Origin of the sequence: Maribellus mangrovi (assembly GCF_037646455.1) — a bacterium.
Taxonomy (GTDB): domain Bacteria; phylum Bacteroidota; class Bacteroidia; order Bacteroidales; family Prolixibacteraceae; genus Draconibacterium; species Draconibacterium mangrovi_A.
Genome location: NZ_JBBIXN010000005.1, coordinates 316,861 through 333,873, shown reverse-complemented (window position 1 = coordinate 333,873; position 17,013 = coordinate 316,861). Strand labels below are relative to the sequence as shown.

The window sequence follows — 17,013 nt, the reverse complement described above, 5'->3', positions numbered from 1 at the left end:
AGGATGAAAAAAGTCTTCTTTAAAATTTAAAACGGTTTATACATTTAACGTATACATTTTTCATTTGCTCAATGATGTAATTTGCTACTTTTTCACTCGAAGGGAGTATTCGAACCAGCAAAGGAATCTGCTGCCGTCTTCTGAAGTGAGTTCGGCATTACAAAGAAGTGCAATTAGCGGTTATATTTGAAAATCGATTAATAAAAATTAATTTCGGGTGCAATACGATACACTTACAGGAAAAGGATGCAAATAGCACATCAGCGTGAGAGGGAGTTACTGGTACAGGCAGGCCTGAAACTGGTAGAACAAGGTTTGGTAGCACGAACCTGGGGCAACATCAGTGTAAAAATAAGTGAGGCAGAAATGCTGATAACTCCCAGTGGCAGATTTTATGAAGACCTGACTCCATCCGATATGGTACTCGTAAATTTTAAAACAAATACTTACGATAAAACAGGAATAAAGCCGTCTTCGGAATTTAAATTGCACTCAGGCATATACAACGACAGAAAAGAGTTCAGTGCCATAATTCATACCCATCAGATGAATGCCTCAACTTGTGCTGCTGCGCGCATTGAAGTACCAGCTGTACTTGACGACCTTGCTCAAATCATAGGACCTTCAGTGCGCTGCGCTGAATATGCACCTTCTTCGAGTAAAAAAATTGTTCGCAAAACAGTCAAAGCGCTGCGCGGAAGAAATGCGGCTCTGATGGCCAATCATGGAGCAGTTTGTGCGGGGCGTGACCTCGATGAAGCTTTTGCTGTTTGCCAGGTGCTCGAAAAAGGGTGTAAAGCATTTATTGAAGCAAAATTCCTTGGTGAGGCAAAACACCTCAAAAAATTTGAAGCCTGGGCCATGCATCAGGTCTACCTGAAGAAGTATTCGAAAATTGCTAAAAAGAAGAAGTAAAGCTTATTTAATTCAATCTTTCTCATTCTAACTTGTTCCTGGTTTTTCATTCTTTTGGAATGCGAAAATGCATTAAAGACTTCGGATAAAGATAAGGATGATTTACCGTTGAGTTTAACTTAATTTGGGATGTTCAGTATAATATTCAGGATAACCCAATTTGTATAGCAAATGAATAATTAGCAATTGGTTGCTATATTTGGTGTAATTCAAATTTGATGATTACATGTCAACTTTGTTGAAAAACGTTATTCATTAAGTAAACTTGTAATTATGAAGAAAAAAATTGGGCTGTTCTTTCCTGCTTATTTCCTTAGTTATTTGCTCTTAATCCTGTTAAGTTCATGCGGTCAACGATTAGAAATTCTTGATCAGGAAGTAAGATTAAACGTCCGGGAAACCGGAGATCACAGTGTTAGGATTACTATTACACCTACCGATTTTGAAAACGAATTTCCATATACTCCGGCTCTTATTGAAAGGGAATATTCCGGTACTTCTTTCCGTATAACCAAGTTGGGAAGAACAATGAATAAGAAGGTTGGAAATATGTCTGTGGTGATTACAAATGACCCTCTTAAAGTTCAGGTTTCGGACAAACAGGGACGAATTATTCAGCGACTAACCTTTCTGGATGATGGAAGTGTGTTATTCGATATCGATGACAATCCCATCCTCGGCATGGGAGAAGGTGGTCCAAGGATGGGTAAAGACTGGGAAAACGAAAAAATAGAGTTTGACCGTAGAGGTAGATACCACAAAATGGAACCACGCTGGCAATCCAATGCATATGGTTCGCGCAATCCGGTTGCAATGCTCGTCGGCACTGGAGGATGGGGCGTTTTTGTCGCCACACCATGGGTGCAGGTTGATCTCAGAAATAAAGAACAGGGAAAGTTTATCCCGCGAAATTTATTGAATCTCGGTAATGAAACCCAAACACAGACAAACCAACAGCAAAATACGGGAAAAGGAATACCACCTGCGAAATATGAAATCCCCGGGGTTTATGATATTTTGATTTTTGATGCTGCCAAACCTGAAAACCTGATGAAAGAGCTTGCAGAAATAAGTGGTAAAGCTGTTCTGCCGCCCAAATGGGCACTTGGATACATGCAATCTCACAGAACATTGGAAGATGAAGACCAAATGATTGATATTGTTGAAACTTTCAGGGAAAAACAAATACCTGTAGATGCCTTGATATACCTTGGAACCGGATTTTGTCCACGGGGATGGAATACCCAACAGCCTTCATTTGATTTTAATCCCGAGGTATTTAAGAGGGAGCCTTCTGAAGTTATTGATGACCTTCATGATTTAAATGTTAAGGTATCATTACACATTGTTCCATGGGACCGCGATAAATTGCCAACACTGCACGGTTCAATTCCTCCCGGACCTGATGAATTGGTTGATGAATCACATATTTTAAATTACTGGAATCAGCATCTTGGACTGGTAAATGCTGGTGTTGATGCCTGGTGGCCTGATGAAGGAGACTGGTTTAATTTACATGAAAGGATGAAGAGACATCAGATGTACTATGAAGGGCCGGTCTATACCAATCCGGACTTGAGGCCATGGAGTCTGCACAGGAACGGTTATCTCGGTGTGGCTCGGTGGGGTGGCTGGGTTTGGTCGGGCGACACTCAATCCTCGTGGAAAACCCTGGAAGGACAAATTGCCGTTGGCATAAATCATTCCCTGAGCCTGTCTCCCTATTGGGGTTCTGATATAGGTGGTTTTTATCCGGGCGAAAAATATACAGGTGAAATGTATGCCCGGTGGTTTCAATTTGGTGCATTCTGCCCATCATTCCGTTCGCATGGCAGAACATGGTGGACTTCTCTGCCATGGGGTTTTGGACTTAGCGAAATGGGTCCCCTGGAAAACCATGGAAAAGAACCCAGCATAACCGAGCTTAACAATCCGGCAATTGAAACTATTTGCAGGAAATATGATGAATTGCGCTATCAACTCCTTCCATATAACTACACACTTGCATGGGAAGCCCGTGAAACAGGAATGCCATTTATGAGGGCCATGTGGTTGCATTACCCCGACGATGATATCGCAAAACGTAATGGCAGACAATATCTGTGGGGAAGGGATCTGCTTATAGCTCCCGTATTCGAGCCCGATGCAAAACAATGGGAAGTTTATCTGCCTGAAGGCAAATGGTATGACTGGTTTACAAACACCGTTCATGATGGTTCTCAAACAATAACGAAGAAGGTAAAACTGTCTGTTATGCCTATATATGTGAGGGCTGGTGCGATCATTCCCATTGATCCGGTAAGGGAATATGTTGACGAGGAGGTTACTGAAACTACGACAATAAGAATATATTCAGGTAACGACGGCAGCTACACGCTTTATGAAGATGATGGAATTAGTAATGCATATCTCGATGGAGACTATAACCTGACGAGGTTTAGCTGGGAGGATGATAGCAGAAAATTGGTTATTGAACCCAAAAAATCAACCTCTTCGACAGAGTCAGTTGAAAAGGTTTACAGGATACTTGTTTTGCCGGAAGGAGAAACTAAAAAAGTGATATACAAGGGCGTGCATGCAGAATATAAGCTGTGATTTCTCAGGAGGAGATTAATGCGTTACTCGATGCGCAAAATTATTTCCGTCAGTTAGGACTATTGTGCGATTAAACTATATTAAAATGAAAAAAATAATTTTAGTACATATTCTGTTAATTTTATCGTTATCTGCTTTGTTGATCTTGGAATTTAACAGGAAAACAAACCTCTATATAAGTTTGCAGAATATAGATGGCTATAATTTTCAATTAAGTGATTCTGTTACTCAGAATATTGATCATATCATTCTAAATCAAGAAGGAAAACTATCTTACCAGCGATATGAATTTGACATTGATACGGCAAAGATAAAAAAGGTTAATATTGGAGATATGAGTAGTCATGTAACTTGTTCCACATATTTTATAACTAATAATTTTGGATGGAATCGAGAATTAATTCCCGATTTATCTCGATTTAAGTTATTTTTTTTCAAGAGCGAAAATCAAGAAGCTTATATTCTGCCAATTGAGGAAGTTCATTTTATAATTGAATAATTCACCCAATAACTGTCCGGAATGAAAAGAGTAGTAATAATTATGATGGTCATTTTCCTACAGCTAAGTTGTAACAAAAAGCAGGAAGAACCGAAAGAAAAGGCTACCTATTATTTTTTATATGAAAAACCCTGGGAATATCGGACCTTTGACAATCGCTTGTGTTACACATATTCATATCCACCAGATAGTGCCAGGATAGGAGAACTAATGAATTCATTAGAAGCAGTAAGGCATCGCGTTAGCACATACGCAAAAAAGAGCATATTTCTTTTGGATAGTATTCGTTTTCATGGAGAGCAATTCGAGCTTAGACACAATATAGGGATTGACACCGTTTTTGTAAAGGATCCTGCTTACTTGGATTCAATTACCTATTACAACACCCAGTTTTTTTCAGATACGGTAAAAGTGAGAAAATTCTGGGATGGTTACTTTAATAAAATGGACACTTTGGCGATTTATGTAATTAAAAGGGAAGGTGATTCTCTGACTTTCAGAAAAGTAAACAGGTATGTAATGTCTTCTTTGTAACCTCAAATTGCACCATGATTGGAATTCAGGAACTTTAGAAACGAGATTTCAGAGAGAAAGGATAAGTGCTAATGATTATAGAAGATGGCATCCAGTTGGGTGCCATTTCACTTTCTGCTCCCTTTCATCCAAACCCAAACTGAAATAATTACGGCTACTATTCCAATTCCCCAAAGCACCGAATTTCCGGGAATATTGTTTGTTATAAAAACGCCAAAAAATGCCTTTGTTGCACTGTTCAACCCCAGTACAAGTGTCACAAAAATAACAACGATCATCAGCAAATTCAACAGTAAGGGATTGCTTTGATGCACGGTGATTTTTTTATTGTTGATGACAATAAAGAGGAAGATGCTTACAAACGGCAAAAGAAATCCGTTTAGTGCCTGCGCCAGAATTATGGCCGGAATTGGTTTTACATTTACTGCGGCAAATCCGATTCCGATCAGCAATACGGCAAGCCAGCCCAATCTAAAATTCAGTGAACCGGTTTCCCATTTTTCAGGATTTTTATTTCCGAAGAGGCTTTTTAAAGTGATGGCAGCTGCCAATGGCGCAGTAACCGATGAGGTAAATCCGGCAGCAAATAATCCAAAACCCAGCAGGTATTTCCCGGCTGGTCCAATTTTGTGTTGCAAGGCCAGCGAAAAGCTTTCAAATGAAAACTCTGTAAGAACAGCCGTCCCTACGATCAGCACTGCCATTGAAAACAGTCCACCCAGTAAAATTGCCACTGCCAGTCCGAAACGCATGTCGCCTATCGATTGTTTATTGCTTGAAATCCCGGATCCTAAAAACAGGTTGTAGGGGACAATGGTGGTCCCGATCAATCCTAAAACAAGGATTCCGGCTTCCGTGGTTTTGGGAAACTTTGGTATAAATATTCCTTTTAAAACTGGGGTGATTTCCGGTTTTATTAAAACTGCAACAATCAGAAAACCAAGGCCCATTAATACCACGGCAAATCCCATAATGGTAGATATGACTTTTAGTGAAGGGATGCTTAAAATTACTGCAGCCACTGTTCCGATGATCAGCACCAAAATCCATGCTGGGAGATCAAAGATCAATCGGAATCCGGCAACTGCGCCCAGCAGGTTTCCCATTTCGTAGGCAGCTGCTCCCACTACAATGGCACCCAAAACCAAAATTAAAATCGGTATTTTGGCTGTGCTGATTTCGAACTGCTGAACAATGGCCTGACCAAGATTTTTCCCTGAAACGATGGTTAAACGCGCAGCAGCCTCCTGCAATAACAGGCATGCAAGTGTTGAAAAAAGCAATGCCCACAGTAGCTCGGTGCCAAAAGCAGCTCCCGATTTGGCGGCAGTGGTAATAGTGCCGGGACCAATAAATGCTGCCGAAACCACCGACCAGAATAAAATATTTAGGATGCGTTTTTTTGTGGACATGTTAATGAAAGATTAGAGCATGTTGAAGTTTCATCCTTCGACTTCGCTCAGGATGACCTTTCTAATTTGTAGTGGTTTTCAGGATCCAGTCTTTCATGGTTTTAAGAACCTCGGGATCGATGGTTTCTTCTATCTGCGAATATTCACTAATTGCACCGGTTTCGCATTGCTGAAACAGGTGATTATGGTTTTTAAAACTGATGGTATCAACCTGCATATTACCTCCCGAATTTACCGCTTCAATGATATTTTTGAGGTTTGATACAGGCACTTGCAGATCCTTTGTTCCGTTAATCGCAAGCACTGGGCATTTTACTTTCGTCAGCGTGGGTTGAGGATCATAGGTCAGAAAATAGCGAAACCAGGGCGAATTTACTCCCTGAATTTTGGCATCTATCATCTTCTTCATGTCATCATTCATTCCGTCGTACATTCCCTGAGCCAAAATCTGGCGGAGTTCGTCCACTATTGTTGCGGAATCCGGCTCGCTCTTAACAATGTCGAATATTTTTTGATTGGTTAATCTGCCCTGTTCGATGGCATATTCAGGAAGTCCGGCAGCTTTTGAAACCAGTGCACTTTGTTCAAGAACTATCTGTTCGCCGGTGACTCCCGGCCCTGCCATCATAATTATAAATGCCACATCATCAGATTCAACCGCAGCAATTGGTGCAATCAATCCTCCTTCGCTGTGTCCGATCAGTCCTATTTTTTTGGGATCGATCTCTTTCCGTGTTTTTAAAAATTCCACTCCAGCAAGCACATCTCCTGCAAAATCCTGGCTGGTTGACGAGTTTACATCGCCTTCCGAACCGCCCACACCACGGTCATCGACACGCAAAACGGCGATTCCGTGCCTTGTCAGGTAATCAGCGATTACAGCAAATGGTTTGTGCCCGAATACGGTTTCATCACGGTCTTCGGCTCCCGAACCCGTAATCAGAAGAACAGAGGGACAATTTTTTTCATCCTTAGGTAAGGTTAAGGTGCCTGCGATTTTAAGCCCCGATTTTGGATTAGTGTATTCTACCTCCTCGGCCAAATAAGGAAAAGGAGGAACAGGCAGCTGCGGACGTTTCAATTCAATAATTTCTTCAGTCCGACTGAGGTTTACGTCGAAGGACATTCCGCTTTGTTTCCACTTTCCTGAAATCGAATCTGCGGAGATGAGTTTTCCAGCATAGTTTCCAAGAATGGCCGGTACTGCAATCTTTAAGCTGTCGCCTGTAAAAAGTACTTCGCCCACAGGAAGGTTTGTTGCTCCCTGTTTGGGTACATCCATTTTAGCTTCGTACTTTCCTTCAGCTTTCGAAATCTTAAATATCATTTCCAGTTCTCCACCCGGAATTGAGATGTTTCCTGACCAGTTGCCGGAAATATCGCTCTCCTGTGCAAAAGTATATCCGGACACCAGGAAAAAAAGTATAAGGGGAAACAACAATTGGAATTTACGTGTCATTTTCTTTGGTTTTAAATTATCGGTTGAGCGCATGAATCTCTTTCAGCAAAAGTTCAATTGCAGGTGAAACCATTCCTCCATGATCGAAACCATCGAGTTCCAGCAGCTTGGTTTGTTGGTGTCCGGCAACTTTCATCATGCGGTACATGTAGGCATTTTCTTCGTAGCGCCCCAGCATTTCCAACTCTCTGTCACCGGTGATCAATACCAGCGGTGGAGCCTCGGCCTTTACAAAATACAACGGAGCAAAGTTGTCAATAATCGGTTGAGTACCTGGAATTCCGCGCTCATCGCGCACCGTAAAATGTGTGATAGTATGGCCGCTGAAAGGTACAAGTAATTCAATATCATCAGCATCGATGTTGTAATCCGCCAGGTAATGTTTATCGAGTCCGATCATTGATGTTAGATAGCCTCCTGCCGAATGCCCTGAAACCACGATCTTTCCCTTATTTCCACCATACTTTTCGATGTTTTTAAAGGCCCAGGCAACAGCTGCTGCCGCATCTTCGATATAAACCGGGCATTTTACTTTAGGATACAGGCGGTAATTCACGCCGATAACAGCAATGCCTTTATCCATTAGTTTTTCAGGAATAAATTTTTCGCCACTGGTCAGTCCGCCTCCGTGAAACCATACCACAGTTGTATAATCCTTCAAATTTTCGGGATAGTACAGATCAAGCCGACAACGTTCGGTAATGTATTCATCGTCAGCTTGTTCAGAGTCGGTCCGGTATGGGATATCTTGAATTAGCTTGTAATTGGTGTGGGCAAGCAGGCTTCCTGCCAGAAGAAATAATAGTAAGGCTAAATGGTATCTCATTGATAATAATTTTCCGTCGACTAAAGATAAAGGAAATAATACCATTCAGTAAAAAGAAGCAAATCAAAAACTTGGTTTTGGTGCCGATTCTCTCTTTCCTTTAACACAAGATGTTGAATAAAAGGTGTCGGATAAATATTGAAAAAGTATAATCCTTTATATTTTGCAGTAAATTAGATCAAATAAGTTTTTAAATGGATCTGAACAAAAAAATTGACCATCTTTTTCGAAAGCTAATCCTTGGACTTGCGCTATTTTTGCTCAGTTTTCCGGCATTTTCGCAAAACGATACACTATACACCGTGACGGGAGATGTATTGGTGGGAGAGATTATTTCGATGAAGCTTGGTGTACTCACTTTTGACACAGATTATGCCGACAATGAATTTAAGATTGAATGGCTGGAAGTTGAAGGTCTTGAATCGAACCGGTTTTTTGTGGTTTATACCCGCGATGGAAGACAGTTAATAGGCAGTATAAAATATGTAGAAGGTGCCGAGCGCATTGTTAGAGTGATTACTTTTACCACCAGCATCTCTGTTTCGCTGTACGAGATTGTGGAAATAAAACCGGTGGAGTCGAAGTTTAAAGATCGATTAAAAGTATATATCGATGCGGGTTATTCATTTGCAAAAGCCAATACCACCCACCAGCTATCAGCAAGTGCGAAAGTGAATTATCAGACCGAGAAATGGCTGTGGGAGGCAGATTATAACCAGGTAGGAACATATCAGGATCAAATTGATCCGTCAACACGCACTTCGGGTGGATCGAGCTTGAATTATTTTTTGAAAGGAAAATTGTTTGTTTTTGCCGGAATGGATTTTTTAAGTAACAGTGAGCAAAAACTGGATTTGCGACGTACCTCGAAAACAGGGTTGGGTTATTACATTTTTCGTACCAATCGATGGTATTTAGGTACTGGTGTTGGACTGGCGCGCTCGTATGAAAAGTATGGGGGAGACACGCCAACATCAGATAGAAATTTCGAAGGAATGGGAGCTTTTGATATAAATGCTTACGATATTGGAGATCTGGATTTAAAAGCAAAGTTTAATTTTTATCCGGGCATAACTTCCAAAGGCGTTCGTGTGAATTCAGAATTTTCAATGAAATACGATCTTCCACTCGAGTTTTATATCAAATTGAGCTTTACTCATGACTACGACAGCGATCCGGCAATCGATGTTTCTAAATCCGACTTCGTATTTCAAACCAGCATTGGCTGGGAATGGGATTGATCGAAAGCTCCTAATTTCGGTGAAAGCTTGTCGGGAGTGGAGCTAATTTCGTAAATTTAGTTGAAAATAGATATCAACAATATGAAGCTCTTTACAACCAGACAAATCGCAAAACTTGATAAATATACCATTGAAAACGAGCCCATCGAAGATATTGATCTGATGGAACGCGCCGCACTGCAAATCACGAACTGGATCGTACAGCGTTTTTGCAACGAACGTAAATTTATCTTTTTTGCCGGGCCGGGTAATAATGGCGGCGATGCGGTGGCTATTGCGCGGCAGCTGGCCGATCTCGACTTTCAGTGTGAAGTTTTATTGCTGGATTTTGGGAAAGGATTAAAAGGATCGCCGGCGATGAACTGGAAGCGTTTGGAAGAGCAGGATAAAGTTGAACTTAAAAAAATACATTCGATTGATGATTTTCCAGAGGTGGGTGAAAACGATGTTGTTGTCGACGGGTTGTTTGGTTCGGGGCTTAGCAGGCCGTTGGAAGGACTTCCGGCGCTGATCGTATCTGATATCAATAGAACCACAAATACAATCGTTGCCATCGATATTCCCAGCGGTTTAATGGGCGAGGACAACACGGGGAACAACATGGAAAACATCGTTCGGGCTGATTTTACACTTACCTTTCAGTTTCCAAAGCTGAGTTTCTTTTTTGCCGAAAACGAGCAATACGCGGGCCAGTGGGAAGTGTTACCCATAGGGTTGCATCCCGACGGAATTGAACAGGAGAAGTCAGATTTTAGCTGGCTCGAAAAAGATGATATTCGTGAAATTCTTCCGGTTCATTCAAGGTTCGACCACAAAGGGACACTTGGTCATGCCTTGCTGGTTGCTGGCAGTTTCGGTAAAATGGGCGCAGCTGTTCTGGCTTCGAAAGCTTGTTTGCGTGCGGGCGTTGGTTTGCTCACTGCCCATATTCCGCGTTTGGGATATCCGATTCTTCAAACTGCGGTTCCCGAGGCCATGGCTAGTGTCGATCAACACTACTCGGTCATTACCGAATTCCCAAAAACCGATCCTTATTCGGCCATTGGTGTAGGACCGGGAATCGATCAAAAGCAAAATACACGAAAAGCACTTTGTTATTTGTTGGAAACTGCACAGGTTCCACTGGTAATTGATGCTGATGCGCTAAACATTCTTTCGTTACAAAAAGAATGGCTCGAAAAATTGCCCGAAGGCTCGGTATTGACGCCGCATCCGGGCGAATTCAGACGCCTTGTCGGTGAAGCCGAAAATTCATACCAGTACATTCAAAAGCAAATTCAGTTTTCAAAAGACCATAATTGCGTGGTGGTGTTGAAAGGGGCTTTTACCAGCATTTCATCGCCTTCCGGAAAGCTTTGGTTTAACTCAACAGGCAACCCGGGCATGGCGACCGGTGGCAGCGGCGATGCTTTGACCGGGATTATTCTGGGACTATTGGCGCAAGGATTATCTTCGGAAGAAGCTGCGTTGATCGGTGTTTATGTTCACGGCCTGGCCGGGGATATCGCTGCAAAAGAACTTTCTGAGTTTTCGATGTTAGCCGGCGATTTGATCAATCATTTGGGAAAAGCTTTTAAGAAGCTCGGTATTTCGGAACAGGACTTTGATAATTTGTAGCATACACTTATAATAAGAATAAACACCTCATTCCAAATGTCGTTAGAAGAATTTCAAAATCACATACAGCGCTTTGAAGAACTGGAGGAGCATTATAAGCAACTTTATTCAGGATTTAGTAAAAAAATAGCATTGGCGCTCACCGAATTGGTTTTTTTGCACTGGGACAAACGGGTAAAAGATCGGCGTAAAATCGAAGAAGAACTGCTGGAATTGGGCCATGATTTTGCCAGGAAGATTTGGGACGAATTTGACCATGTTCATTGGTTAAATAGCAACGGTGGAAAAATGGCAGAGCTCAGTGAGGTACCAAAGCCGAATGACGCCAGGGAAAAAGCGAAAAGCCGACTCGGGAAATTAAAAAAACAATTACCTGAGGATTATCATTCAGAGCTGGAACAATCGTTTTGGGAAGATTACGAGAGAGAGTTTAAAGATGTACTTTTTACTTACGCCGTATATAAAAAGATGAAGGAAGTTTTCACTGAATTCTATATTGATGATATTTTGGAGTTTGAAAGCCACATTTTACGTTATTTCGATCGTGGTCTTTACCTCATGTGTACATGCCCTTGTGTTCAAAAAGTATATTTATTGCTTTAGGTTTTTTGTTGCTTAGTACGCAGCGGTGCATCCTTTACGGGGATCAAGGACGTTATCGTGAAGTGTTAAAAGTTTGGAGTATCTACGAATAAACTGATATTCGTATATCCCATTCATATTTTATATTTTTCTTTTCCGTATTTTTGATGGTGCAAAACAGGATACATGAACACATCTTCACATACGGCAAAAACGCGTCCGGCTATTTTTAAGCAGGAACAGATGCTGATGTTCATGTACATCTTTTCCGAACTCTGATACATCCGTTTTTCTGTTGCCCCTTACCTAAAATCATTGGTTTTATTAATGCTATGGTTAAAAATGGATGCGTATTTAAAGTGGCAAAATTCGCTGGTGAATAAAAACAAGGCGGAAATTGCAGGATGGGACGAGCTTCGATGGCTGAATGGTTACAACGCAAACGAAGCGCAGCAACAACGGGATAATTTGATCAAAAATATGAACGGCAGCCTGCTGTTCAAACAAACCAAACCGTATTACAATCAGATTTCAAAGGGGTGTAAACTCTGTGGATTGGGGCAGTGGAATTGTTTGTTCATTACCGGGAAATGCAATGCTTCATGTTTTTATTGTCCTGCATCGCAGTTGACCGATGACGTTCCAACTACTCAAAATCTGAGTTTCCCGGATGCTCGATCTTATTCTGAATACGTTAACCATTTCAATTTTAAGGGTGTAAGTTTTAGCGGTGGCGAACCACTGCTTTTCTTCGACCGAACACTGGAATACTTAAAGCAGGTGCGGAAACACTGTGATCCCGAAATGTATACCTGGATGTATACCAACGGCATTCTTGCCGACGAGCGAAAATTTAGAAAACTGGCCGCTGCCGGGTTGAATGAAATTCGATTTGATATCGGTGCAACGGCCTACAAACTCGACAAAGTGAGGCTGGCAAAAGGAATCATTCCCAATGTAAGCATCGAAATTCCGGCTGTTCCGGAGGAAAAGGAACGTATAAAAAAGCTTCTCCCTGAAATGATCGACGCCGGAGTCAGCAATCTGAATTTGCATCAGCTCAGACTAACCCAACACAACTATAAACACCTGTCGAAAAAGAAATATACTTTTTTATTTGCCGAGCATCCGCTGGTGCTGGAGTCGGAACTGGCGGCAATGGAAATTCTGGAATATGCCCGTGAACAAAACCTGAAAATTGGTGTGAATTACTGTTCGTTTTATTTTAAGAATCGTTTTCAGAAGGCGGGTTTTCGCAGCCGGTTGGCACACTCGCTGGCCGAGCCTGATGCCGTGTTTACTCAAAACGGATATATCCGCGAATTTACAAGCGATACAATTGCTTATTCATCCATAAGGATTTTTGATACAAAACCTGAATTGTATTCAACAAAAGAATTTGTTCTGCAAAGCAAGAGTTTTTATTTTATGAAGGAACAGGTCATGAAACGGACAGCGCTGGATTCGGAATATCGCTCCAAAGTGGAAGAACTTATCAGTAATGAACCCGGTGAAATTCCTGTTGATCCCTTGCTGTTTCGCATCTGGCAACTGGAGTATATTGAACAAGGATTGAGGGAATATTAGGCGTAAAAACAATTCTGTTAATCCTTAGCGAGTTTGGTCCATCTCCCGCGTAAAGTTTGTTCCTGCAATGCCTTTTCAAGCATCTCCAGAAAGTCTTTTCGTGGGATGGGTTTTGCGCCTAAACTGGCTAAATGTTCTGTCGGTTGCTGGGCATCGATAAAAGCAAAATTGTTTTTAAGGGCAAATTGTACGAGGTGGTAAAAAGCTACTTTGCTGGCATCGGTTTTTGTGAAGAACATGGATTCGCCAAAAAAGCAATTTCCAAGCGAAATGCCGTAAAGACCACCCACCAATTCCCCTTCAAAATAACTTTCAAACGAATGCGCATAGCCCAGCTCGTGCAGTTTTACATAGCCTTCGATCATGTTGTTGGTGATCCAGGTTTCGTCTTCGTGACTTCTTTTAACCTTGCTGCAGTTGGTAATTACTTCCCGGAAAGCGGTGTCAATTCGTACTTCAAAAGTGGCTTTGTTGATCACCTGGCGCAAGCTCTTTTTTAGTTTGAAATCGGTGGGCAGCAAAACCATACGCGGGTTAGGCGACCACCACAAAACAGGTTCGTTTTCGCAAAACCACGGGAAAATACCCTGCTGATATGCCGACAGCAAATACTCCGGTGTCAGTTCGCCGCCATATGCGATCAGTCCTTCATCATTCGCCTGGTTCGGATCGGGAAATTGAATCATGTTTGCAAAGATAATACGCAACAAAATTTAAACAACATGCCCGGAAGGGGCTAAAATCAATTCAGAACACAAAATAATTTTAATACTTTTGGGTTTTACAAAAAACAATTATGACAATGAGGTATTTAGCATTGATTATTGCGGTAATGCTGGTTATCCCGACTTACGGGCAGCGCAAAAAGAAGGACGATGAAGAAGGTTTAACTCCTGCTTATGTTGAAGGAATTGCGTATGCTTTACCGCGTACAGGAATTAAAGTGCATGTTGAAGCCATCCGCGAGAAATTTGAACCGGGTCCTTATGCGGCTTATGCCGAGCAGTTGCTGGGTATTAAAGATGCCAAAACCCGGCCGGAGGTAAAATGGTCGATCAGCCAAATGAAGATAGAAACGTTTGCTGAACCCGATCCGGAACAGGTATACAAAGCCATGGGAGAGGGAGCTTTTACAATTAACCTGGCGGCCAACGGTTGCTTAGCCGGCATTAACTCTTCGGTTGAGTCGGAATTGCCGCTTCAAACCTCATCCAACAAAACTTTTCAGAAACCCGATATCGATGATGGTTTTTCCTTCGATTATTTCTCGGATACCCCGTTTGTGATTCCGGGCGATTCCACCAATAATTTCAGACCGACACGGGTAAGTGTAGAGCAAAAGGCCGCAGAAGCTGCACAACGCGTGCTTGATTGCCGCATGAACCAATACGATCTGGCGGCGCTGCGTATTGATGGTGAATACCCCGACGGGAAAGCCTATGAGGTGAGTCTGGAAGAACTAAAACGCACCGAACAGAATTACATAAAATTGTTTGTGGGAAGAACAACGTATAAAAACGAAACCTACAGTTTTGATTACGTTCCGGGATCTGCAGATAAAAATACGGCAGTTATTTTCAGGATCTCAGACGAGAACGGTATCGTTCCGGCATCCGATCTTTCCGGTAAGCCGGTGATGATCGAATTTGAAGAAGTATCGGGACTCACTGCTAATTATAAAAGTGAGGCAGCTTCTGATAATCCGGAAGCAGGAAACAGCGGTGTGTATTACCGCATGCCCGGATTGGCGAAAATTAAGATTACCTACGAATTGAATACACTGGCCACTGCGCGTGCTACCATTGCGCAGTTCGGCGTTGTTGCTCCTTTCCCCGAGGATCTTTTGGGTGGAGCTTATGCAGTAGAATTTCATCCCGAAACGGGTGCATTAAAATCGGTTGAACTGAAATAAAGTTATTGCAGTTCCTTTCGGGCAAAGAGTACCCTGTTAAATCATTTAAACAGGGTATTTTCCTGAAAGCCTATCCAGTTATTCATTCATATATAACCATCCTCTTTTCCCATCTTTTGTGTTTGTAGAAATCCGTTCATTCAATCGTTGCATCTTCGTAGCCTCCTTTTTGGGCAAAAAAATACCCGACCTTTTAAAAGCCGGGTACTTCCTGTATTTATAAAATACCTTATTTTCTATTTGATTCCGTGCATCATCTTTTTCAGCCAGGGAGAAAGAATGATTGCAATAACAGCAATAATTGCCGACTGAATGGCAATTAACCAGAACACCTGGATTTCAGTTCCAAGCGCACTTTCAAGTTTTATTGAGATGGCTTTCATTTGTGAGGCAACAAAGTTACCTGCAGCGATAGAACCAAACCAGACTCCCATCATTGTAGAGACCAATTTCGGTGGCGACAATTTGGTGACCATCGACAATCCGATTGGCGAAAGACAAAGCTCTCCAAAAGTATGGAAAAGGTATACCACGATAAGCCATAATGGACTAACCAAACGAACTGTATCGCCTCCGGTTGATCGGCTGTAGGCAATTGCCATTATTACAAAACCAAGAGAAAGCATAATCAATCCCCAGGCAAATTTCATTGGTGTATTGGGATTCATTTTTATTTTATCCAGCTTTATCCATAATACACTAAATAAAGGCGCACATGCTACAATCCAAATGGCGTTGATACTTTGAAACCATGTTGCCGGGATCTCCCAGTTACCGATCATTCGCTGCGTATTGTCGCGGGCAAAAATATTAAAGGTTGTTCCGGCTTGCTCAAAACCACTCCAGAATAAAATGTTGAAGATGGCTAAAACAAGTATTACTCCAACACGCGACCATTCAGCCTTACCATTGGTCCCCTTGAATATTGTGGTGGTAAGTATGATTACTCCACCAACGCCAAGTATCCATATGATTGCACTACTTACCGCTGATGGTATAGCTCCCCATCCTAAAATTATCACAAAAATTAATGCCACAATGCCAACAACATAAAGCAAGATGCTAAACCAGTCTTTTAAAATTAAGCGTACTCTTTCTGTCTTTACTTTCGGAGGCATTCCAATGTGCCCGAGTGTATGGCTGCGTACAAAAAACCAAATTGTACCTAATAACATTCCGACACCAGCTGCCAGGAATCCATATTGCCAGGCAACCTGCTCGCCCAATTTACCGGCAACCAGTGGAGAAAAGAAAGCTCCAAGGTTAATACCCATATAAAAAATCGTGAAACCACCATCTTTGCGTGGATCGTTGTTATCGTACAATTCGCCCACCATGGTTGAAATGTTTGGTTTGAAGAAACCATTACCCAGGATCAATATTCCTAATCCTGCATAAAAAATGGTTTGACGGAATTCGATACTTGCATCAGAACCATATAACCACGCACTTCCGGCCAAAAGGAACTGGCCTATCGCCATGGTTAAACCTCCAATGTAGATCGATTTTCGCTGCCCCAGCACTTTATCGGCCAGCATTCCGCCAAGAATTGGGGTCACATACACCAAACCGGTGAAAATACCATAAATGGTAAAGGCATCAAGTTCTGCCATTTCAAAACCACCCGAAGCAAAAGTTGCTGTAAGAAAAAGAACCAGCAAGGCCCGCATTCCGTAGTAACTAAAGCGTTCCCACATCTCACTGGCAAACAGTGTTGAAAGCCCGATCGGATGTCCAAAGAAGGCTTTATTTGCATCTCTACTCATAATAACTATAGGTTTTATTTTCTAAGCTCGCTAAAATATCAATTATCTTCAAAGATTTCCGTGAAACA

At 41.9% G+C, this 17,013-nt stretch carries 14 protein-coding genes; 9 read left to right on the top strand and 5 right to left on the bottom strand.

Translation table 11 applies throughout. The features are described from left to right. Positions 1-246: 246 nt before the first annotated feature. The 4 genes from WFY05_RS19215 (at position 247) to WFY05_RS19200 (ending at position 4,543) form a co-directional block, all read left to right on the top strand. Entirely contained in the window at positions 247-915 is a 669-nt protein-coding gene (locus tag WFY05_RS19215; RefSeq protein ID WP_340114546.1) for a class II aldolase/adducin family protein, read from the top strand. Positions 916-1,188: 273 nt separating this feature from the next. Then, on the top strand, positions 1,189-3,510 hold the full coding sequence (locus WFY05_RS19210) for a glycoside hydrolase family 31 protein (protein ID WP_340114545.1): 2,322 nt from the start codon (positions 1,189-1,191) through the stop codon (positions 3,508-3,510). An 85-nt stretch (positions 3,511-3,595) separates the two neighbouring features. Then, the gene (locus WFY05_RS19205; protein ID WP_340114544.1) at positions 3,596-4,009 is read left to right on the top strand and encodes a hypothetical protein; all 414 of its coding nucleotides are present in this window, start codon (positions 3,596-3,598) and stop codon (positions 4,007-4,009) included. A 21-nt stretch (positions 4,010-4,030) separates the two neighbouring features. Further along, positions 4,031-4,543: a hypothetical protein gene (locus WFY05_RS19200; protein ID WP_340114543.1), complete on the top strand. Its 513-nt coding sequence runs from the start codon at positions 4,031-4,033 to the stop codon at positions 4,541-4,543. 107 nt (positions 4,544-4,650) lie between these two features. Here WFY05_RS19200 and WFY05_RS19195 read toward each other — a convergent pair whose 3' ends face one another. From WFY05_RS19195 to WFY05_RS19185, 3 genes are all read right to left on the bottom strand, one after another. Next, on the bottom strand, positions 4,651-5,955 hold the full coding sequence (locus WFY05_RS19195; RefSeq protein WP_340114542.1) for an Nramp family divalent metal transporter: 1,305 nt from the start codon (positions 5,953-5,955) through the stop codon (positions 4,651-4,653). A 61-nt stretch (positions 5,956-6,016) separates the two neighbouring features. Beyond that, positions 6,017-7,414, bottom strand: a complete 1,398-nt coding sequence (locus tag WFY05_RS19190; protein WP_340114541.1) for an alpha/beta hydrolase family protein — start codon at positions 7,412-7,414, stop codon at positions 6,017-6,019. A gap of 16 nt (positions 7,415-7,430) precedes the next feature. Next, positions 7,431-8,240, bottom strand: coding sequence for an alpha/beta hydrolase (locus WFY05_RS19185; protein ID WP_340114540.1), 810 nt, complete (start codon positions 8,238-8,240; stop codon positions 7,431-7,433). 194 nt (positions 8,241-8,434) lie between these two features. On the opposite strand from WFY05_RS19185, the gene WFY05_RS19180 reads away from it, so the two are divergent. From WFY05_RS19180 to WFY05_RS19165, 4 genes are all read left to right on the top strand, one after another. After that, positions 8,435-9,481 carry a DUF481 domain-containing protein gene (locus WFY05_RS19180; RefSeq protein WP_340114539.1) on the top strand — a complete coding sequence of 349 codons (1,047 nt, stop codon included), beginning with the start codon at positions 8,435-8,437 and terminating at the stop codon, positions 9,479-9,481. An 81-nt stretch (positions 9,482-9,562) separates the two neighbouring features. Continuing rightward, positions 9,563-11,098 carry an NAD(P)H-hydrate dehydratase gene (locus WFY05_RS19175; protein WP_340114538.1) on the top strand — a complete coding sequence of 512 codons (1,536 nt, stop codon included), beginning with the start codon at positions 9,563-9,565 and terminating at the stop codon, positions 11,096-11,098. 36 nt (positions 11,099-11,134) lie between these two features. Further along, entirely contained in the window at positions 11,135-11,701 is a 567-nt protein-coding gene (locus WFY05_RS19170; protein WP_340114537.1) for a hypothetical protein, read from the top strand. A 306-nt stretch (positions 11,702-12,007) separates the two neighbouring features. Then, positions 12,008-13,267 carry a radical SAM protein gene (locus tag WFY05_RS19165; protein WP_340114536.1) on the top strand — a complete coding sequence of 420 codons (1,260 nt, stop codon included), beginning with the start codon at positions 12,008-12,010 and terminating at the stop codon, positions 13,265-13,267. Positions 13,268-13,284: 17 nt separating this feature from the next. On the opposite strand, the gene aat is transcribed toward WFY05_RS19165, so the two are convergent. Next, positions 13,285-13,953 (bottom strand): leucyl/phenylalanyl-tRNA--protein transferase, encoded by a 669-nt coding sequence (gene aat, locus WFY05_RS19160; protein WP_340114535.1) that lies wholly within the window; start codon positions 13,951-13,953, stop codon positions 13,285-13,287. Between the two features lie 116 nt (positions 13,954-14,069). Between aat and WFY05_RS19155 the strand changes: the two genes are divergently transcribed. Continuing rightward, positions 14,070-15,179: a DUF4831 family protein gene (locus WFY05_RS19155; RefSeq protein WP_340114534.1), complete on the top strand. Its 1,110-nt coding sequence runs from the start codon at positions 14,070-14,072 to the stop codon at positions 15,177-15,179. A 236-nt stretch (positions 15,180-15,415) separates the two neighbouring features. Here the strand turns inward: WFY05_RS19155 and WFY05_RS19150 are convergent, their stop codons facing one another. Then, entirely contained in the window at positions 15,416-16,945 is a 1,530-nt protein-coding gene (locus tag WFY05_RS19150) for a peptide MFS transporter (protein ID WP_340114533.1), read from the bottom strand. Positions 16,946-17,013: the final 68 nt, after the last annotated feature.